The following is a 19262-nucleotide window of genomic DNA, read 5'->3' on the forward strand; positions in this document are numbered from 1 at the left end:
TACTAAGGTGGCTCCGCGTCCTCTCCGGATCAACGCCCGCGCGGGGCCACATCCGGTCGTGCGTACCCCATGCCAGCCGGCTTTACACACTCCCTGTCGTCGATCGCTTCGAGGTGCCTGCCGATGCGGATCCACGTGGCCGACCATCCCCTCGTCGCCCACAAGCTGACGGTCCTGCGCAATGCCGCAACGGACTCGCCGACCTTCCGACAGCTGACCGACGAGCTGGTGACGTTGCTGGCGTACGAAGCGACCCGGGAAGTCCGGACCGAACCCGTCACCGTGCAGACGCCGGTCGCCGCCGCACAGGGGCGCAAGCTCGCCGCACCCAAGCCTTTGGTCGTACCCATCCTGCGGGCGGGGCTCGGCATGCTCGAGGGAATGGTCCGGCTGCTGCCGACGGCCGAGGTGGGCTTTCTCGGCATGATCCGCGATGAGCGCACCCTGAAGGCGTCGACGTACGCCCAACGGATTCCGGAGGACCTGTCCGGTCGGCAGTGTTACGTCCTCGATCCGATGCTCGCCACCGGCGGCACCCTGGCCGACGCGATCGGGTTCCTGGTCGCCCGCGGTGCCGACGAGATCACCGCCGTCTGCCTGCTCGCCGCGCCCGAGGGGATCGCCCACCTCGAGGCCCAGCTGGAGCGGATCGGGATTCCCGTCACGGTGGTGACCGCCGGGCTGGACGACCATCTGAACGAGAAGGGCTTCATCGTTCCAGGGCTGGGAGACGCGGGCGACCGGCTGTACGGCGTCGTCGACTGACTGCGGGCGCTGCGGTTGGGCGTGCGCGGGTGAGGCGGGTACGCGGGTACGCGGGCGCGCTGGCTAGGTGGGCGGGGCGGCGGTGAGGCGGGCCCGGCGCGCGGCTGAGGTTTGTGAGTCCGGGAATCTGACGATGCTCCCACCATGGGGGTGCACCCATGGGAGTGAAGGTCAGCGTCATCGTTCCGGTGTACAACCCGGGACCCCGACTCGACTCCTGCCTGGCATCCCTGCTCGGTCAGTCACTTTCGGCCGGCGAGTACGAAGTGCTCTTCATCGACACCGGCTCCGCCGACGGCACTCTCCAGCGCCTCGACACCCTGGCGGAGAAGCATCCGCACATCCGGGTGATCCACGCCGCGCACACGGGCGGTCCCGGGCGTCCCCGCAACGTCGGCATCGAGGTCGCGAGCGGTGAGTACCTCTACTTCCTCACCGCACATGATCGGCTGGCTTCGCCTGCCCTGGAACGCATGTACGCCATGGCGATCCGCAGCAGCGCCGACATCGTCGTGGGGAAGGTCGTCGGATACGGCGCCAACGAGGTGCCGAGGGCAGTGTTCCTCGAGTCGCGGGACAACGCGGACATCCTCGCCGGCGACCTCTTCCGGCTGATGACGCCGCACAAGCTGTTCCGGACCGGTTTCCTGCTCCGACACCGACTGCGGTTCGCGGAAGGCCCTGCCTGGTTGGCCGATGAGCGGTTCGTCGCCGAAGCGTACTTCCTCGCCAAGGTCACCGGCGTGCTGTCCGACGGCGTGTGCTGCCACTGGGGTACGCCGGACCGCCCGTCCGAGCAACCGCCGCAGCGGCGGCTCGATCCCACGGCGTACACCCGGTCGCTCCGGCAGCTCCTCGATCTCGTCGACACCCACACCGACCCCGGCGACGAGCGCGACCAGATCTACGCGCGCTTCTACCAGGACCTCCTGCTCGGCCCGCTCGGGTCGCCCCGATCCCCCGGACCGTTCGGCCTGCCCGGTCTGCACGGCGGCCGGTCGCTGCGTGGCCGGCTGGTCCGCCAGAGCCCGTACGCACTGTTCCGGGAGGTACGCCACCTCGCCGCCGAACGGTTCTCCACCGGCGTCGAACGAGCGCTACCTCCGTCGATCCGGGTGCGGGCCCGACTGCTGCACGCGGGGGCGTACGCCGAGATCACGAAGCTGGCGGGGGCCGAGCGCGGACTCACCGTCGTACCCACCCTCGACCGTGTCGACTGGGACGGCAACGCGCTGGTGATCAGGGCCAGCGCCCAACTGACCTACGCCGACGGGCGGCCGGTGACCTTCCGCCGGGTCGACGGGCGACTGTTGTGGGAGCCGCCGGTGTCGCTGAAGACCAAGGTTCCGATCGATGCGTACGACGTGACGAAGGTGCTCTCCGACAGCCGGCTCGACGTCTATGTGCAGAGCCGCGAGGACTCGGGCGACTTCCGGCTCCCGACCCAGTGTCATCTGGTGCCGGAGGTCTCCGACGACACCGAGCAGCTGGTCCTGCAGGGCACGGCGCGGCTGGATGTCAGGACCGGCCGGCTGGGTCGGCCGTTGGACGCGGGGACCTGGGACTGCTTCGTTCGCGTCGAGAGTTGTGGGTGGGAGTTCTGGCGCCGGCTCACCCGGCCGAGCCTCTACCAGCACACCGCTCCGGCGCCGGCCCGGACGCTCGGCACCGGTGACCAGGGTCCGGTCGTCGAGCCGCACTGGACGGCGCTGGGCGGCCTGAGCGTCCGGGTCCAACGGTCGCCGACCCACCGCGCCGCCGCCGAGTGAGCCGCTGGCGGCGACGTGCGTTCGGCCGTGGCGGCCGGGCACGCGCCTGCTCCTGCGCGCCCGCACGCCGCAAATGACCACGCTGCCCATGCGTTCGACACCAGGGCGGGGCATCGACGCCTGTCCAGAGACCACAGACCTACCCAGCGTGGTCATTTACCGCCGCACAGGACCCCCGTCCAGGCAGCTTGCCGGCGACCCGGGTTGCCGGCGACACGGGTTGCGGCGACGCGCCGGGACGGCGGGTTGGCGGGACGGCGGTTCAGACGGCTTCGACGGCGGCGATGAGCCGGGTCAGCGAGTCTTTGGCGTCGCCGAAGAGCAGCGTCGTCTTGGGGTTGTAGAGCAGCTCGTTCTCGATGCCGGCGAACCCGGGCCGCATCGAGCGTTTGAGGAACACCACCGCTTTGGCCTCGTCGGCGTTGAGGATCGGCATGCCAGCGATGGGCGAACCGTAGGCCTTGCGGGCGGCGGGGTTCACGACGTCGTTGGCGCCGACGACGAGGGCAACGTCGGTGGCCCTGAACTCCGGGTTCACCTGGGCCATCTCGACCTGCTGGTCGTAGGGCACGTTGGCCTCGGCGAGCAGGACGTTCATGTGTCCGGGCATCCGGCCGGCGACCGGGTGGATGGCGTAGATGACCTCGATGCCGCGCGCGGTGAGCGTGTCGGCGAGCTCGCGGAGTGCGTGCTGTGCCTGCGCGACGGCCAGACCGTAGCCGGGGATGATGATGACCCGGCGGGCGTAGCCGAGGAGCACCGCGATGTCCTCAGCACCCGCGGACTTGACCGGGCGGGTGCTCTCGTCGGTCGCGCCGAGGGTGGAGGTCCCGCCGCCCAACGCACCGAACAGGATGGTGGTCACCCGGCGACCCATCGCCTGCGCCATCAGCCGGGTCAGGAGCGAACCGGCCGCACCGACCAGCGTGCCGGCGACCAGCAGCAGGGTGTTGCCGAGCAGGTATCCACTCGCGGCGACGGCAAGGCCGGTGCACGCGTTGAGCAGCGAGATGACGATCGGCACGTCCGCACCACCGACCGGCAGCACCAGCAGGACCCCGAGGACGAGGGCGAGAACGCCGAGAACGATCGCGAAGATCGGCGATCCGGCCACCACCGCCACCACCGCGGCGGCGACCGTGACCAGCAGCGCCCCGCCGTAGACCCACTGCACGCGGGGTACGACGATCGGCCGGCCCGGGAGCAGGTCCTGCAGCTTGCCGACGGTGACGGCGGACCCCGACAGGCTCAGGGCGCCGACGAGCACGGTGAACGCTGCCGCGATCCGCGTGAGCGTCCCACCGCCCGGCCCGAGTTCGCCGATCTCGAGCAGCGCGACGAGTGCGGCGGCGCCGCCACCGACACCGTTGAACGACGCGACCAGCTGCGGCATCGCCGTCATGACGACCTTGCGCGCGGCGAACAGGCCGACGGCCGCACCGACGACCATCGCGCCGAGAACGGCGAGCAGGTTGCGCGGTGGGGCGACGAAGAAGACGAGGACGACGGCGAGCAGGGCGCCGGCCGCACCGATCAGGTTGCCGACCCGCGCGGTCCGCGGCGACGACAGCGCCTTCAACGCCAGGATGAAGCACACCGCGGCGACGAGATAACCCAACTGGATCCAGGTCGGGGTGCTGGCCGCGGCTTCACCCATGGACGTCCCGCCTCCTCTTCTGCGTACGGAACATCTCCAGCATCCGGTCGGTCACCACGAAACCGCCCACCATGTTGAGAGTGGCGAGGAACACCGCGACCAGGCCCACCCAGAGCTCCAGGGCACTGTCGGCACGGCCGGCGACGAGAACGGCGCCGACCAGGATCACCCCGTGGATGGCGTTGGCGCCGGACATCAAGGGGGTGTGGAGGATGGTCGACACCTTGGAAATCACTTCGTACCCGGTGAACGCACTGAAGACGAAGATGGTCAGCAGTGCGATGCCCTCAGTCATGGCACCTCCTTCGCCGGTCGGCCATCAGCCCACCTCCCCGATCAGGTCCTGCGTGTGACGGTGCCTGACCTCGCCGTCGTGCGTGACACAGCTCGCCGCCAGGATCTCGTCGTCGAAGTCGAGGTGGAGCCTGCCGTCGCGGACGAGAAGCAGGATGAGGTTCAGGACGTTCTGTGCGTACAGCTGGCTCGCCGGCACCGGAAGCTGGCTCGGGACGTTCTGGCCGCCCCAGATGAGCACGCCGCCCGTCGACAACTCCTGCCCCGGCACGCTGCCCGCGACGTTGCCACCCTGGTCGGCCACCAGGTCGACGACCACCGAACCTGGCCGCATGCCCACGATCATCTCCGGCGTGACCAGCAGGGGCGCCGTCCGGCCCGGCACGGCGGCCGTGGTGATGAGAACGTCGGAGGCGGCGATGTGCGGGGTCAGCAGCTTTCGCTGGCGGGTCGAACGTTCCTCGGTCATCTCGCGGGCGTAGCCGCCTTCGCCTTCCAGCGGCGGCAGACCGAGGTCCACGAACCGCGCGCCAAGGCTCGCCACCTCCTCGGCGGAGGACTTGCGTACGTCGTAGGCGGAGACGTCGGCACCCAGCCGGCGGGTGGTCGCGATCGCCTGCAGACCGGCGACACCGGCCCCGAGGACCAGCACCGTCGCCGGGCGTACCGTCCCCGCCGCGGTCATGAAGAGCGGAAAGAACCTCGGTAGACGTTCGGCCGCGACGACTGCCGCGCGGTAGCCCGCGACCATCGACTGGGACGACAGTGCATCCATCGTCTGCGCCCGCGCGATCCGCGGGATCAGGTCCATCGAGAACGCCGTCAGCCGGCGTTCGCGCAAGCGGCGGACGAGCGGCATCTCCTGCGTCGGCGGCAGGAACGAGACCGTGACGGTGCCCTCGGCGAGAGCGCGCGCGGTGGCCAGGTTGATCGGCTGGACCGACAGGACCAGGTCCGCGCCCTCCATCGCGTCGTCGCCGACATAGGCACCGGCAGCGGCATACGCCTCGTCGGGCACGCCGACTTCCGCGCCGGCCTCGGGCTCGACTGCCACCTCGACACCGGCCTGTAACAAACGGGGTAGTAGCTCAGGAAGCAACGCGACCCGGCGTTCGCCGGGTCGACGCTCCCTGAGGACCGCGATCCTCACGGGCGGCCACCCTACGGCACGGTGGGGTGCGCGGGGTAGGTTCGGGTCGACCTTGCATTTCTCGCTCATAGCAGGCAAAGGGGCAGGCCATGTGCTTCGCAGCCGACGCCGTTCCGCCCGACCCTCCCGGCGGCGGGCCGGGAGTTCAGGGGACCGCTCTCACCCTCACCTCCGCCGACGGTACGCAGTTCGCCGCATTTCGGGCCGAGGCGCCAGGTTCGGCTCCCGCCGGACGCACCCGCGCAGGCGTGGTGATCCTGCCGGACGTCCGCGGGCTGTTCGCGTTCTACGAACGACTCGCCGAACGCTTCGCCGGTGTCGGCGTCGACGCGGTGGCCATCGACTACTTCGGGCGTACGGCCGGAACAGGCCATCGCGAGGAGGACTTCGACTTCCGTTCACACGTGGCGCAGACGACGCCCGACGGCGTGGCGGCCGACGTCGCGGCGGGCGTCGCGCACCTGCGTGAGAGTGGTCGGGTCGGCGCCGTCTTCACCGTGGGTTTCTGTTTCGGCGGCAGCAACTCGTTGCTGCAGGCGTCGAACGACGACCTCGCCGGCGTCGTCGGGTTCTATGCCGGAATGCGGCCACGGGTCGAGGGCGGACCGACGCCGATCACCGCGGCGCCGGCGGCGAAGGTGCCGGTGCTCGGGCTCTTCGGCGGCGCCGACCAGGGGATCCCGGTCGAGAAGGTCGAGGAGTTCACCGCGGCGTTGGCGACTTCCGGTGTCGAGCACACCGTGCACATCTATCCCGGCGCGCCGCACAGTTTCTTCGACCGGTCGTACGACGATTACGCCGCGGAGTGCGCCGACGCCTGGCGCCGGGTGCTCGCGTTCCTTGAGTCCCACTCCCCACCCAACCCGTGATCATGATCGTGATCATGAGGATCTTCGGGGTCCATACGCCGAATTTCCTTCCTGATCACGACGGCGGCGGCAGGCCATGACGGCGGCGGCCCGCCGTGAGGCCGTAAGGCCGTGAGCAGCACCAAGGAGAGTCATCGTGTACGAACCGACCGCCGCGACCGCCCTGCGTCCGTGGGAGACACCGGAACTGACCGGGGTCAACCGGCTGCCCGGCCGGGCGACGCTCCTCCCCTACGCCTCCACCGAGGCCGCGCGGGCGCAGACGCAGCCGAGGATGCTGCTCCTCGACGGCAACTGGGCGTTCCGGCTGGTCGACCGGCCCGAGGACACCCCCGCCGACTTCGCCGATCCCGACCTCGATCTCGACCTCGACGTGGCGTCGTGGGACACCGTGGCGGTGCCCGGCAACTGGACCATGCAGGGTCACGGTCGGCCGCAGTACACCAACGTGCAGATGCCGTTTGCCCCCAACCGCCCGCCGCACGTGCCGGCGCACAATCCCACCGGTCTCTACCGCACCACGTTCACCCTCCCCGACGACTGGTCCGGCGGCCGGGTCGTGCTGCATGTCGGCGGCGCGATCTCGGTGTCCTCGATCTGGCTCAACGGCGTCGCCGTGGGGATCGGCAAGGACTCCCGCCTGCCCAGCGAGTACCTCGTCAACCACGCCCTGCAGCCGGGGCGAAACACTCTTGCCATCCAGGTGATCCAGTGGTCCGACGCGAGCTACATCGAGGACCAGGACCAGTGGTGGCAGGCCGGGATCCACCGCTCGGTCTACCTCTACGCGACCGCGCCCACCCACCTCGCCGACGTGGCGGTGCGGGCGGGCTACGACCACCAGAGCGGCAGGGGTTCGCTGTCGGTCGACGTCAGCGTGGGCGACCTTCCCGGCCCGGGCTGGCGGGTGGTCGCGCACCTCGACGGACCGGGCCGTCAAGACGCCCTTGACACCCCACTCGGCGGCGAGCCGGCGCTTCGTGTTGGCGACACGCCCGGGCTCGGCCGGGTGGAGCTCACCGCGTCACTTCCGAAGGTCGCGCCATGGTCGGCGGAGGAGCCGAACCTCTACACCGTGATCGTCAGCCTGCTCGACCCCGACGGCCACGAGGTGGAGGCGACGCGCACCCATGCCGGCTTTCGTACGGTCGAGATCCGCGACCGCGAACTGCTGGTCAACGGCCAGGCGGTCTACATCCGGGGCGTCAACCGGCACGAGCACCACGACCGCTTCGGCAGTGCGGTGCCACGGGAGACCGTGCGCCGGGACGTGGCCGTGCTCAAGGCGTTCAACGTCAACGCCGTACGCACTTCGCACTACCCGCCGGACCCGTACTTTCTCGAGCTCGCGGACATCCACGGCCTCTATGTCATCGACGAGGCCAACATCGAGGCGCACGCCAACTACTCCACGCTCTGCGACGATCCGCGTTATCAGGCGGCGTTCGTGGACCGGATCAGCCGCATGGTCCTGCGCGACCGCAACCATCCCTGCATCATCGCCTGGTCGCTCGGCAACGAGACCGGCTACGGCGCCAACCACGACACGGCGGCGGCGTGGGTGCGGCGGGTCGACCCGACCCGCGTCGTGCACTACGAAGGCGCGATCGCGGCCGACTGGTCGAGTGGGCACGCGTCGACCGATCTCATCTGCCCGATGTACCCCTCGATCGACGCGATCGTCGACTGGGCGCGAACGACGACCGACCACCGGCCTCTCATCATGTGCGAGTACGCCCACGCGATGGGCAACTCCTGCGGCAACCTGGCCGACTACTGGCACGCGATCGAGTCGCACCACGGCCTGCAGGGTGGCTTCATCTGGGAGATGCTCGACCACGGAATCCTGAAGTCACCCGGCGATCCCCGCCCTGGCTTCTCCTCCGGAGACGCCCCAGCCCACTGGGCGTACGGCGGCGACTTCGACGACGAACCCCATGACGGGAACTTCGTCTGCGACGGACTCTTCTGGCCCGACCGCACCCCGCATCCGGCGATGTGGGAGGTGAAGCGGCTGTTCCAGCCGTTCGACGCCGACCTTCCCGACCCCGAACTCGCCGAGGCGGGACGGCTGCGGATCTGGAACAAGTACGACTTCCGTGACCTGTCGCACCTCCAGGTCTCGTGGACCGTCCTCGTCGATGGCACACCGGTCGAGACGGGCACGCTCCGCCGGTTGTCAACCCCACCTTGCAGCGCCGAGGTTCTCTCCCTGCCCTGGGGTATGCCGTCGCTCGAGCCGGGCCAGGAGGCCTTCGTCCACCTGCGTTTCGTCGACACGCGCGAAGTGCCTCTGCTCGGATCGGGCCACGAGGTCGGTTGGGTCGAGCTTCCGCTCGCGGCGGGTGCGCCCACCTCCGACGGTCCTACTGGCACGCCACGCTCGACCCCGGCAGCGCTGTCGGTGGAGGAATCCGAAGCCGGCTGGACGATCCACGGCGGCACCGTCGACGTCGCCGTACGCCGGTCCGACGGCGCCCTCACCTGCTGGCGGGTCGACGGCATCGACCTGCTCGCGACCGGGCCAGGCCTCAACGCCTGGCGGGCACCCACTGACAACGACGGCATCCGCGACTCCACCAACCCGTGGCACACCGAACGGCAGGTCCTCTACCGCTGGCTCGACGCCGGCCTGGACCGGCTCGTCTCCCACGTGCAGCGGGTCGAGGTGGAGAAGCGGCCGGACGGCGGGATCCGCGTCGGACGCACCGAACGGTTCCACCCGCGGGGCAGTGACGACGGCATCGGCCACGAGCTTCGACTGGACGTCAACCCCGACGGATCCGTCGGGGTCGCGCACCGGTTCGACGTCGACCCGGGGCTCCCCGACCTGCCCAGGATCGGGGCCATCATGACCGTGCCGGAGGGCTTCACCCAGCTCGAATGGCTCGGGCGCGGCCCGCACGAAAGCTATGTCGACCGCAAGGTCGGAGCCGCCCTCGGACGATGGCAGGGCAGCGTCGAGGAGCAGTACGTTCCGTACATCCTGCCCCAGGAACACGGCAACAAGACCGATGTCCGCTGGCTCGCCGTGCGGCGTGGCGACGGCGTGGGCTTCGCGGTGAGCGCGCCGACGCCGGTGGAGGCGAGGGTGTCGCAGTACTCCGACCAGACCCTCACCGACGCGCGACACACGACCGACGTCGCACCCGACGCTGAGGCGCAACTCACCATTGACGTGCGTCAACGCGGCCTTGGCGGAGCGAGCTGTGGCCCCGACACGTTGGAGCGTTACCGGATTCCTTCCGGTACGACGTACGAGCTGCACTACCGACTGATCCCGGTCCGGCCGGCCGATGACCCGGCCGTCCTCCATCGGCGGTTGCTCTCATGACGCAGACGATCGTCTTCGCGAGCGGCAAGGGTGGCGTCGGCAAGAGCACGCTGGCGCTCAACACCGCGGTCGCCCTTGCCCAGCAGGGGCTGCGGATCGGGCTCGTGGACGCCGACATCTACGGGCCGGACATCCCGGCGATGGTGGGCCTCACCCGGCGGACACCCGCACGGTCGATCACGCTCTGGCAGGCCGACGTCCCCGCCGACGAACCGGTGGAATACCAGGGCGTGAAGATCATGTCGGCGCAGTTCCTCATCGCCGAGGACCAGCCGCTGGACTGGCAGATGCCGCTTGTCGGCCTGCTGCTGCGCCGGCTCGTCCACGACGTGGCGTGGGGGGACCTCGACCTCCTGCTCGTCGACGTACCACCTGGCACGGGCGATCTGCAGCAGGAGCTCTTCGCCCTGGTGCCCGACGCCCGCGTCGTGCTCGTCGTCACGCCGCAGTACGCCGCGCACCTCGACGGCCGCAAGCTGGTGTCGATGTTGCAGCGCCGGACGATCTCGATCGTGGGCGGCGTCGAGAACATGAGCGGCCTCGACTGCCCGTCCTGCGGTGACCACATCGCGTTGTTCCCGCGGGTCGCCCATGAATATGCGATCTGGGAGCAGGGAGTGGAGGAGCTCGGCCGGATCCCCTTCTGTGCGGTCGATTCTGGCCGCGGTACGCCCTCGCCCCTCGTGGTGTCCGCGCCCGACAGCGCCGCCGGGCGGGAGATCGTCGCGTTCGCGAAGAAGCTCACCAGCATCCTCGACTGACGGATTCTTCGCACCGGAGGGGGATTCACGCGGAGAGGGAACGCCGTCAGCCGAATGCCCGGCTCTCACCACGATAGGTCGGCACGGTCGCGACCACGCGGTCCCCCTCGACCAGGTGCACCGACAGAAACCGTTCACAGATCTCGGCGGCCTTCGCCGGCCTGAACCAGACCCGGGAGCCGAGGCTCAGGGCGTCCGCTTCCCTTCCCCGCAAGGGCGTCTGGACCTCTCCGGCTCCTTCCGTACGAAGAACTCGCAGTCCAGGAGGAAGGTACGGCGTGGGAAGCCGGCTCCACCCCGCCGGGCCGGACGCGGGATAACCGCCGCCTGCGACCGTGACGGTCCGCGGCCCTGGTCGGCGCAGGACCGGCAACGCGAAAGCCACCGCGGGAACCGGACGGAACGTCCGGTACTGATCGAACAGCGTGGGACCGAAAAGACCCGACCCGGCAGTCACCTCCGTGACACCGTCGCCTGCCGCACTGACCTCCAGGCTGCCGGTGCCACCGGCATTGACGAACTCGAGATCGGCGTCGGAGGAAATGGCGTCGAGCACCCGCCGGCGGCGCCGGTCGATCTCCCGCGCCGACCGCGACTTCATCCAGCGGACGGCGGCGCCCGCGTCGGGAATCCCGGCGATCTGGGCTTCGTAGGTCATGACGCCGACCAGCCGGAATCCCGGTCGGCGCTTGATCACCTGGGCCAGCTCCGAGGCCTGTGCGGGAGACCGGACCGGTGACCGTCTCGCTCCGACGTACAACCCGAGCGGACGCCACGAGGTGTCGATATCCATGCAGAGCCGGACAACGGCGTGGCCAGGACCGAGTACGGCGGTGAGAAAGTCGAGTTGAGCGACATCATCCAGACATAGTGTGATGGCCGCCGCCAGGCTTTCCTCGTCGGCAATCCTTCGAAGGCTGGGCCGATCGACCGAGGGATAACCCATCACGATGTCGTCGACCCCATGGTCGGCCAGCCAGACGGCCTCGGCGAGAGAGTACGCAAGAACGCCGCCGAACCCCGGCCGCTGCAGAACCGCTTCCAGCAGGGACCTGACGCGGACCGACTTGCTCGCCAACCGCACCGGCGTGTCGCCCGCCCGCCGGACCAGATCGTCGGCGTTGGCGCGAAACGCCGCCATGTCGATGATCGCCAGCGGCGGCTCCAGGTCGGCCGTCGCGGCGTCGTACCGCGCTCGGAGATCGTGCGCGTCGCCCGCTGCCATGCGACCATGGTCGCAAATGAACGCCGCCACGTGGCAGAACTGGGCCGGGACAGTCACCTCGCGGCCGCGGCGGGTCAGCACGCCGCGCGGTGTCGACGAGATCGCGGCCCTTGTCGCCGCTGCCCACCGGGACGGCCGCCGGGTGAAGGCCGTCGGCCGGGCACTCGTTCTCCCCCGTCGCCGCCACCGACGACACGCTGGTCCGGTTGGACCACCTCACCGGCGTCCCGCAAGCCGACGTTGACACCGGCCTGGTCACCGTGCTCGCGGGGACGCCGCTCCATGCACTCAGTGCCCTGCTCGCCCAAGCCCGGCTGGCGATGAGCAACCTCGGCGACATCGACCGGCAGACGGTGGCCGGCGCGTTGTCCACCGGTACGCACGGCACCGGTGCGAAACATCCCGGCCTCGCGGGGCAGGTCGAGGCGCTCCAGTTCGTCAGCGCGGACGGTGCCGTCCAGACGTGCTCGGCGACGACCGATCCCGACCTCTTCGCCGCGGCTCGCGTCGGCCTCGGCGCTCTGGGCATCATCACCGCCGTCACCCTGCGCTGCGTACCCGCGTTCGTTCTCGTCGCCGACGAACGCCCGATGCCCCTCGGCGAGGTGCTCGCCGACCTCGACGATCTGGTCGATGCCCATGACCACTTCGAGTTCTACTGGTTCCCACACACGATGCGTACGCTCACCAAACACCACGACCGCGCGCCGGCCGGTGACGCCCGGCCCCTGTCGAGGTTTCGTTCCTGGCTTGATGACGAGTTCCTCGCCAACCTGGTCTTCGAGTTGACGAACCGGGTGACCACGTCAGTCCCCCGGCTGACTCCGGCGGTCAACTCGGTCGCGGCACGGGCGCTGTCGGCACGGACGTACGCCGACGCCTCTCATCGCGTCTTCGTCAGTCCTCGCCGGGTGGTGTTCCGCGAGAGCGAGTGGGCGGTGCCGCGTGCTGCCATCCCGGCGATGCTTGCCGACATCGGGAGCTGGATCGACCGCAGCGGCGAGCACATCTCGTTTCCGATCGAGGTTCGGTTCGCAGCGCAGGACGACATCTGGTTGTCCACTGCTCATGGCAGGGAGACCGGCTATGTCGCCGTCCACCAGTACCACCGGCTTCCGTACGACCGATACTTCCGGGCCGTCTCCGAGATCGCCGCACGATATGAGGGGCGACCACACTGGGGAAAGATCCACTGGCTGGACGCCAGTGCGCTCCGCGAGCTGTATCCGCGCTTCGACGACTTCCGCCGCCTCCGCGACCGACTCGACCCGGGCGGCGTCTTCACCAACCCCTACCTCGACACGATCCTGGGCCCGCCCGGATCGCCGTCGTAGCCCGTCTGAGGTTCAGGGAAGGCGTACGTCGACCGCGTCGACGTCCGCCGGGATCTCTGGGCCGGCTTCCTCCCGCTCGGCCTCTTCGAGGTTGATCCGGTCGGTCCAGCGAGCATCGGGGTCGGGTTGTGGGACCGATGCCAGCAGCATCTGCGTGTACGGATGACTGGGCGTGTGCATGACCTCCGCGACCGGTCCCCGCTCCACCACGCGGCCTTTCGTGATCACCATGACGTCCCCGCCGACGTAGTAGACCGTCGACAGGTCGTGGGTGATGAACAGCGTCGTCATTCCGTACGCCTGCTGGAAGTCGACGAGGATGTCGAGGAAGGTCTTGCGTACCTGCGCATCCAGCATCGACACCGGCTCGTCGGCGATGATGTACGCAGGTCGCAGCATGTGGACCCGGGCGAGCATGATCCGCTGCCGCTGGCCGCCGGAGAGCTGGTGTGGGTACCGACCGAGCACCTGGTCCGGGTCGAGCCGCACGGCGCGCAGCGACTCCTCCATCAGCTCCCGCGCCGCCGGCTTCGACTTCGCGAGGCCGAACTTCTTGATCGCCGTCGAGAGCACCCGGTCCACCCGATAGACCGGGTTGAAGATCGCGTACGGATCCTGGAAGACCGGCTGCACGTTGCGGCGGAAGTCGTCGTAGTCCGCCTTCGACAGCGAGAAGATGTTCTTGCCGCCATAGGTCACGGTGCCGCTGGTGGGCTTCTGCAGTCCGAGGATGATCCGCGCGATGGTGCTCTTGCCGCTGCCGCTCTGGCCGACCAGGCTGACGATGTGCGGCGGGTCGGTACTCAGCGTGAACGACGTTTCGTGGACGGCGGTGAGAAAGCCCGACGCCGTACCGCGGGCGTGGAACCGCTGCACAACGCCGTTCAGCTCGATGCTGTGCCCACTGATTCGCTCGCTCCGCTCGCTCATGGCGATTCCCTGTCGGTCATGGCACCTGACTCCGGCTCTCGTCGCGCGGTTCGCCCACCGGCTCGTTCCCTGCGCCCTTGCGCCATGGAGCCTCCCCGATCCGGGGGATCGACTCGATCAGGCTGCGGGTGTAGGGATGCTGCGGATTCTTGAACACCTGGCGGACGTCACCCACCTCCACCACCTTGCCTTCGTACATCACCGCTACCCGGTCCACGAGCTGGGCGTGCACGCCCATGTCGTGGGAGATGACGACGAGGGTGACGCCGAACTCGTCGCGGAGGTCGCCGAGGCTCTGCAGGATGACCCGCTGGATCGTGACATCGAGAGCCGTGGTCGGCTCGTCGGCCACCACCAGGTCCGGCTCGAGGGCGATGGACATCGCCATCAGGACGCGTTGCTTCATGCCGCCGGACAGCTCGTGCGGGTACATCCGCGCCACGTTGCTGTCAAGGCCGACTTGACGCAGCAGCCGCGGGATCATCGCGTTGACGTCACTGTGCCGGTCGACGCCGTGCTCGACGATGACGTCGCGGAACTGGTCGGCCACCCGCATGACCGGGTTCATCGAGTTCATCGACCCCTGCGGGAGGTAGGACAGCGTACGCCAGCGCAGCGCCCGAAGCCGGCGTTCGTCGACGGACAACAGGTCGACAGACGGCGAACCAGCAGGGTGGAAGGCGATCTCGCCACCGACGACGTATCCGGGCGGACGCAGCAGCCGGAGCAGGGCCACCGCCAAGGTGCTCTTGCCGCTGCCGGACTCCCCCGCGATACCGAGGATCTCGCCACGCCGCACCGTGAGATCGACGCCGTCGACGGCGGCCACGTCGCCGTGCGTCGTCCGGTAGTGGACCTCGAGACCCTTGACCTCCAGCACCGGCTCGGCCGCGGCCGCCTTGGCCGCTGCCGCCGATACCGTGCCGGCCGGGGCGTCCTTGTTCTGCGTCGGGTCAGGCACCGGCCACTCCTCTCAACCGCGGGTTGTAGACCTCTTCCAACCCGATATTGATGAGATTGAGTGCCGCGAAGAGCAGTGTGAGAAGGAAGATCGGCGCCACGAACATCGGCCACGCCCCCAGGGTCATCGCGCCGGTGCCGATCGCGGAGAAGATGATCTTCCCGAGGTCGATGGTCTCGCCGGGCCCGAGCCCGATCACCTCGAGACCGACCAGTGCGAAGATCGCGCCCAGCGCCGACGACGCGAACCCCACACCGATGTAGGGCAGCATGTTCGGGAGAAGCTCGTAGACGATGACCTCGATGTCGCGGAACTTCGTCACCTTCGCCAGCTCGACATAGGGCCGGGCGCGCAGGCTCAACACCTGCGACCGGATCGTGCGCGCCGCGAACGGCCAGCTGAAGGCCGCCAGCATCAGGCCCACCTCGACGATGCCGACGTTCTTGGTGTAGGCCGACAACGCGATCAGGAGCGGAAAGCTCGGGACGACCAGCACCATGTCGGTGATCGTCGACAGCGTGCCGTCGATGACGCCACCCTTGTATCCGGCGATGAACGCCATGATCACGCCGACCACCGTCGAGATGACACCGGCGATGGCGCCGACCTCGAGGGAGACCTTCAGCGCCCCGACCGTCATCGCGAAGAGATCCCGCCCGAACTGGTCGGTGCCGAGCCAGTGGTCCGGTGACGGCACGAGCCACTTCTCGTACGCCGCAATGGCGACCGGATCCTCGCCCCCGCCCACCAGAGCCGAGATCACGGGGCTGAGCAGCGCGAGCAGGATCAGCCCGATCAACAGCGCCAGGCCGACGCTGAGTTTCCAGCTCCCCCGTAGGGCACGACCGAAGGCACCCAGGGGCCGTCGCCACGCCACCGCCATCGTCGTCACGCTCATCCCAGACTCCCTAACGCCAGTACTTCACCCGCGGATCGAGCAGCGGGAGCAGCAGATCGAGAATGAGGTTGGCGGTGAGGACCGAGAAGATCGCCAGGTTGGTGACGCCCAGGATGGTGTTGAAGTCGAGGATGTTGATGGCATTCACCAGCGTCGCGCCCAGGCCCGGATAGTTGAACAGCTGCTCGACCAGCACATTGCCGTTGAAGATGAAGCCGAGTGAGATGCCGAACGCGGTCACCTGCGGCAGATAGCAGTTGCGCAGCGCGTACTTCGTGAGGATCCGCCGCGGGCGCAGACCCTTGGCCTGGGCGTAGGTCAGATAGTCCTCGCCGAGCACAGGAACCATCAACATCCTGGTCGACAACAACCATGCGAACACTCCGATCACCATGATCGACAATGCCGGAAGGAATCCGTAGCGCACCAGGCTCGCGATGAACTCCAGGCTCACCCCTGGGTCGATGCGCGCGTCGTAGGCCGATCTGGCCGGCAACCAGTTCAGCTGGTACGCGAAGACGAATGTGAGGATCAGCGCCAGGAAGTAGTACGGCACGTGGGACAGCGCGATCGACAGGTTGGTGATCAGGTCCGCACCCACCTTGCCACGCCGCCACCCCGCGAGGGCGCCCGCCAACAGTCCGATCACCCACGCCAGCACGGCCGAGATGCCGAGCAGACCCATCGTCCACGGCATCGCCCGCATGATGACGTCCTGCGCCGGCGTCGGATAGTTGAGCAGCGACGGACCGAGGTCGTGCCCGATCAGCACCTGGTACATGTAGTGCAGGTACTGCGAGAAGACGTTTCCGTCGAGGCCGAACTCCGACCGGTAACGGGCGATGACCTCCGCGCTCGCGGCCTCGTTGTAGACGTAGTTCTGCTGCAGGGTCTGGATGAACGTCTGGATCGGATCCCCCGGAATCATCCGGAAGAAGAAGAACGCGACCGTCACCGCGCCCCAGAGCTCGACGAGGTAAAGACCAAAGCGGCGAATCGCGTAGTTGGCCAGCGGATGCCGGGCGAGCCAGAGCCGCACCCGGCCCGCCTCGACGACCGACTCCGCCCGCTCGGTCTCCGCGACCGCCGTCACTTCTTACCTGTCGGCTTCAGCCGACCGATGACGAACATGAACTGACCCCACCAGTTGTTCGGGACGTTGTACAGGTCATCCTGAGTGGGCCACCCCTCCCAGAACGTCGTGTTGTAGTACGCCGGATAGGCGGTCTGGATGACCGGGATCACCGGAAGGGTCTTGTAGTAGATCTCCATCGCCTGCTCGAGCAGCGGCTTCGCCTCGGCACTCTCCGGATCCATGTTCGCGAGCCTGGTGGCGATCCTGTCCATCTCCGCGTTACGGAACCGCACCTGGTTGCGCCCGACGGCGTTGACGCCGACCTTCTTGGCATAGCGGCTCTCCAGGAAGGTGTAGAGCTGACCCGGGTCCCATGACATGTTGCAGACCCAGGACGAGGAGATGTCGAACTGGCCGCGTTCGTACTTCTCACTGTGGACAGACCCGCTGTAACTGCGGACAGACGCGTTGAGTCCGAGCTTCTTCAGCTCCTGCGAGACCAGCTGGCCGATGATGAACTCCGCACCGTCGACAGGTGAGGACGTGATGATCTCGACGCTCGCCGGCTCGCCCTTCCACATCCGCTTGCCGTCGGAGCCCTTGGTCGCACCCATCTCGTCGAGCAGTTCCGCCGCGCGATCGGGGTTGTACTCGAGCTTGTAACTGTCGGCGACCTCCGGGATCTCCCACTTGTCGTTGCCGTCGTAGTCGGCCCAGGGATACTGCGCCGGTGGCGTCTTCACCGGCCAGACCGTGTTGCCCACCTTGTCGCGGTCGAGGACGTACGAGATCACCCAGTGCATCCTGGGATCGCTCATGATGCCGCGCGAGGGGTCGGAGTTCAGCCACAACGCCCGTGGGCAGGGGTCGTGGAACGGGGTTGTCACGAGGTTGGGGTAGTTCTGCGAGCGCAACACCTTCGCGTGTTCCTCGTCGAGCGAACCCACGTCGAACTCCGCGCGCTTGAACGCCTGGCTCGCGGCGTCCTGCGACTCGGCCACCGACTGGTAGATGACGAACTCCGGAGCTGGGTCGAGCTTCTCCTTGTTCCAGTAGTCGGGGTTCTTCTTCCACACGAACATCTTCTGGTTCGCGATCGCCCGGTCGAGCATGTAGGGACCGGTGCGTACCGGAGGATTGTCCTTGAACTTCGTCGGATCCTGGTCGGCCCAGATGTGGCGCGGAAGAACGTCGAAGCCCTCGGCGATCGTGCAGATGAACATGTAGTGCAGCCGCGGGTTGGACTTCTTCAGCTCCAGGACGGCCGTGTGCTCGTCGGGCGTCGCGACGTTCTCGACGAAGTCCTCGAGGTCGCCACCGCCACCCAGCAGGTCGGGGTTGTCCCGCATCAACTCGACCGTGAACTTGAAGTCCCCGGAGGTGAACGGCTCACCGTCGTTCCACCGCGCGTTGGGGTCGAAGGTGAACGTGAGCGAGGTGAAGTCGGCGTTGTACTCGTAGTCGGTCGCAAGCCACGGGATCAGCTCACCGGTCGGGAGGTTGAGATAGAAGAGGTACTCCCGGACCATGGTGGCGAAGCCGTTGCCGGCCTGGCTGCCGTTGGGGATGCGGATGTTGAAGCTGTTGAAGACCTGGTAGTCGACCTGGCCGATGACCAGGGTCTTCTCGCGCGGGGTCGGGATGTTGGCCCGGCCCACCACGGGAGCCTCGGCACCCTCCGGCGCCTCCCGCCCCTCGCCCGAGTAGCTGCCACCGTCGCCCGAGCACGCCGCCAGCGCGCCGCCGCCGAGAACCAGCGCGGCGCCGGCGCCGAAACCCGCCTTGAGTGCGTTGCGTCGGTTCATGACCTGGTATCGAAGGACGTCCTCGACGTCCTCGTACTTCTTCTCCGACGTTCCCATCCCGCCGACCCTCCACTTCGCGATGTCCCTGATGACGGGCGGGAGCGCTACCACACTGGGTAGGCCGAGGCGCCACGTCGGTGCGCCAAGTACATTGCCGGCTCCCGTCCAAGTCAACAGTGCGCCGTGCCCAGTTCAGGCCACATCGTGCCCACGCCCAGGTCCGGCCGGCATCGTTACCACATTGCGTGGTCAGGTCCGGCGATGGCGACGTGCTGGCATCGTTCCCACATTCCCCGCTCAGATCCGGCGACGGCGACCTGCCGGTCGAACCCGTGACAACCCGGTTTCGCACTCGTTCCACACGAGGAATCGATGGGGTAATCTGCTGTCGCCGTGCTGAGGGTGGGGGTGCCCACGGCGCCGTAACCGGGGGAT

At 68.3% G+C, this 19262-nt stretch carries 15 protein-coding genes; 6 read left to right on the forward strand and 9 right to left on the reverse strand.

Annotated elements, in window-relative coordinates; translation table 11 throughout:
• Positions 1 to 123 precede the first annotated feature (123 nt).
• Both upp and ABNF93_RS02220 read left to right on the forward strand, forming a co-directional pair.
• Positions 124 to 765: a uracil phosphoribosyltransferase gene (gene upp, locus ABNF93_RS02215; RefSeq protein WP_349325786.1), complete on the forward strand. Its 642-nt coding sequence runs from the start codon at positions 124 to 126 to the stop codon at positions 763 to 765.
• Between the two features lie 158 nt (positions 766 to 923).
• A complete protein-coding gene (locus ABNF93_RS02220) occupies positions 924 to 2534 on the forward strand; it encodes a glycosyltransferase family 2 protein (RefSeq protein ID WP_349325787.1) in 1611 nt (536 codons plus the stop codon).
• 262 nt (positions 2535 to 2796) lie between these two features.
• On the opposite strand, the gene ABNF93_RS02225 is transcribed toward ABNF93_RS02220, so the two are convergent.
• Genes ABNF93_RS02225 through ABNF93_RS02235 form a run of 3 tightly spaced genes read right to left on the reverse strand, consistent with a single transcriptional unit; the run spans position 2797 to position 5635 of the window.
• The gene (locus ABNF93_RS02225) at positions 2797 to 4191 is read right to left on the reverse strand and encodes an NAD(P)(+) transhydrogenase (Re/Si-specific) subunit beta (RefSeq protein WP_349325788.1); all 1395 of its coding nucleotides are present in this window, start codon (positions 4189 to 4191) and stop codon (positions 2797 to 2799) included.
• On the reverse strand, positions 4184 to 4486 hold the full coding sequence (locus tag ABNF93_RS02230) for an NAD(P) transhydrogenase subunit alpha part 2 (RefSeq protein ID WP_349325789.1): 303 nt from the start codon (positions 4484 to 4486) through the stop codon (positions 4184 to 4186). The genes ABNF93_RS02225 and ABNF93_RS02230 overlap by 8 nt, the downstream gene beginning before the upstream one ends.
• Positions 4487 to 4510: 24 nt before the next feature.
• Complete coding sequence (locus ABNF93_RS02235) at positions 4511 to 5635, reverse strand: NAD(P) transhydrogenase subunit alpha (RefSeq protein ID WP_349325790.1); 1125 nt, start codon at positions 5633 to 5635, stop codon at positions 4511 to 4513.
• A gap of 89 nt (positions 5636 to 5724) precedes the next feature.
• Between ABNF93_RS02235 and ABNF93_RS02240 the strand changes: the two genes are divergently transcribed.
• The 3 genes from ABNF93_RS02240 to ABNF93_RS02250 all read left to right on the forward strand — a co-directional run bounded on the left by ABNF93_RS02240 (position 5725) and on the right by ABNF93_RS02250 (position 10599).
• Positions 5725 to 6504 (forward strand): dienelactone hydrolase family protein, encoded by a 780-nt coding sequence (locus tag ABNF93_RS02240; RefSeq protein WP_349325791.1) that lies wholly within the window; start codon positions 5725 to 5727, stop codon positions 6502 to 6504.
• A gap of 136 nt (positions 6505 to 6640) precedes the next feature.
• The gene (locus tag ABNF93_RS02245; RefSeq protein ID WP_349325792.1) at positions 6641 to 9838 is read left to right on the forward strand and encodes a glycoside hydrolase family 2 TIM barrel-domain containing protein; all 3198 of its coding nucleotides are present in this window, start codon (positions 6641 to 6643) and stop codon (positions 9836 to 9838) included.
• Positions 9835 to 10599, forward strand: coding sequence for a P-loop NTPase (locus tag ABNF93_RS02250; RefSeq protein WP_349325793.1), 765 nt, complete (start codon positions 9835 to 9837; stop codon positions 10597 to 10599). The genes ABNF93_RS02245 and ABNF93_RS02250 overlap by 4 nt, the downstream gene beginning before the upstream one ends.
• A 46-nt stretch (positions 10600 to 10645) precedes the next feature.
• Here the strand turns inward: ABNF93_RS02250 and ABNF93_RS02255 are convergent, their stop codons facing one another.
• A complete protein-coding gene (locus tag ABNF93_RS02255) occupies positions 10646 to 11824 on the reverse strand; it encodes an amino acid deaminase/aldolase (RefSeq protein WP_349325794.1) in 1179 nt (392 codons plus the stop codon).
• A 206-nt stretch (positions 11825 to 12030) separates the two neighbouring features.
• Between ABNF93_RS02255 and ABNF93_RS02260 the strand changes: the two genes are divergently transcribed.
• Positions 12031 to 13158, forward strand: coding sequence for a D-arabinono-1,4-lactone oxidase (locus ABNF93_RS02260; protein WP_349325795.1), 1128 nt, complete (start codon positions 12031 to 12033; stop codon positions 13156 to 13158).
• A gap of 12 nt (positions 13159 to 13170) precedes the next feature.
• Here ABNF93_RS02260 and ABNF93_RS02265 read toward each other — a convergent pair whose 3' ends face one another.
• Genes ABNF93_RS02265 through ABNF93_RS02285 form a run of 5 tightly spaced genes read right to left on the reverse strand, consistent with a single transcriptional unit; the run spans position 13171 to position 18884 of the window.
• Positions 13171 to 14088 carry an ABC transporter ATP-binding protein gene (locus tag ABNF93_RS02265; protein WP_349325796.1) on the reverse strand — a complete coding sequence of 306 codons (918 nt, stop codon included), beginning with the start codon at positions 14086 to 14088 and terminating at the stop codon, positions 13171 to 13173.
• 16 nt (positions 14089 to 14104) lie between these two features.
• Positions 14105 to 15049 (reverse strand): ABC transporter ATP-binding protein, encoded by a 945-nt coding sequence (locus ABNF93_RS02270; protein WP_349325797.1) that lies wholly within the window; start codon positions 15047 to 15049, stop codon positions 14105 to 14107.
• Positions 15042 to 15947 (reverse strand): ABC transporter permease, encoded by a 906-nt coding sequence (locus ABNF93_RS02275; protein WP_349325798.1) that lies wholly within the window; start codon positions 15945 to 15947, stop codon positions 15042 to 15044. The genes ABNF93_RS02270 and ABNF93_RS02275 overlap by 8 nt, the downstream gene beginning before the upstream one ends.
• Before the next feature lie 10 nt (positions 15948 to 15957).
• The gene (locus ABNF93_RS02280; RefSeq protein ID WP_349325799.1) at positions 15958 to 17040 is read right to left on the reverse strand and encodes an ABC transporter permease; all 1083 of its coding nucleotides are present in this window, start codon (positions 17038 to 17040) and stop codon (positions 15958 to 15960) included.
• On the reverse strand, positions 17037 to 18884 hold the full coding sequence (locus ABNF93_RS02285) for an ABC transporter substrate-binding protein (protein ID WP_349325800.1): 1848 nt from the start codon (positions 18882 to 18884) through the stop codon (positions 17037 to 17039). Before ABNF93_RS02285 ends, ABNF93_RS02280 begins: the two co-directional genes overlap by 4 nt.
• Positions 18885 to 19262: the final 378 nt, after the last annotated feature.

It is taken from the genome of Actinopolymorpha sp. B9G3, from assembly GCF_040120725.1.
In the GTDB taxonomy this organism is placed as follows: domain Bacteria; phylum Actinomycetota; class Actinomycetes; order Propionibacteriales; family Actinopolymorphaceae; genus Thermasporomyces.

What these genes read in the sequence shown, in the direction of transcription:
- upp (WP_349325786.1), top strand. Translation starts at nt 124, where the DNA reads ATGCGGATCCACGTGGCCGACCATCCCCTCGTCGCCCACAAGCTGACG.
- ABNF93_RS02220 (WP_349325787.1), top strand. Translation starts at nt 924, where the DNA reads ATGGGAGTGAAGGTCAGCGTCATCGTTCCGGTGTACAACCCGGGACCC.
- ABNF93_RS02225 (WP_349325788.1), bottom strand. Translation starts at nt 4,191, where the DNA reads ATGGGTGAAGCCGCGGCCAGCACCCCGACCTGGATCCAGTTGGGTTAT.
- ABNF93_RS02230 (WP_349325789.1), bottom strand. Translation starts at nt 4,486, where the DNA reads ATGACTGAGGGCATCGCACTGCTGACCATCTTCGTCTTCAGTGCGTTC.
- ABNF93_RS02240 (WP_349325791.1), top strand. Translation starts at nt 5,725, where the DNA reads ATGTGCTTCGCAGCCGACGCCGTTCCGCCCGACCCTCCCGGCGGCGGG.
- ABNF93_RS02250 (WP_349325793.1), top strand. Translation starts at nt 9,835, where the DNA reads ATGACGCAGACGATCGTCTTCGCGAGCGGCAAGGGTGGCGTCGGCAAG.
- ABNF93_RS02255 (WP_349325794.1), bottom strand. Translation starts at nt 11,824, where the DNA reads ATGGCAGCGGGCGACGCGCACGATCTCCGAGCGCGGTACGACGCCGCG.
- ABNF93_RS02265 (WP_349325796.1), bottom strand. Translation starts at nt 14,088, where the DNA reads ATGAGCGAGCGGAGCGAGCGAATCAGTGGGCACAGCATCGAGCTGAAC.
- ABNF93_RS02275 (WP_349325798.1), bottom strand. Translation starts at nt 15,947, where the DNA reads ATGAGCGTGACGACGATGGCGGTGGCGTGGCGACGGCCCCTGGGTGCC.
- ABNF93_RS02285 (WP_349325800.1), bottom strand. Translation starts at nt 18,884, where the DNA reads ATGGGAACGTCGGAGAAGAAGTACGAGGACGTCGAGGACGTCCTTCGA.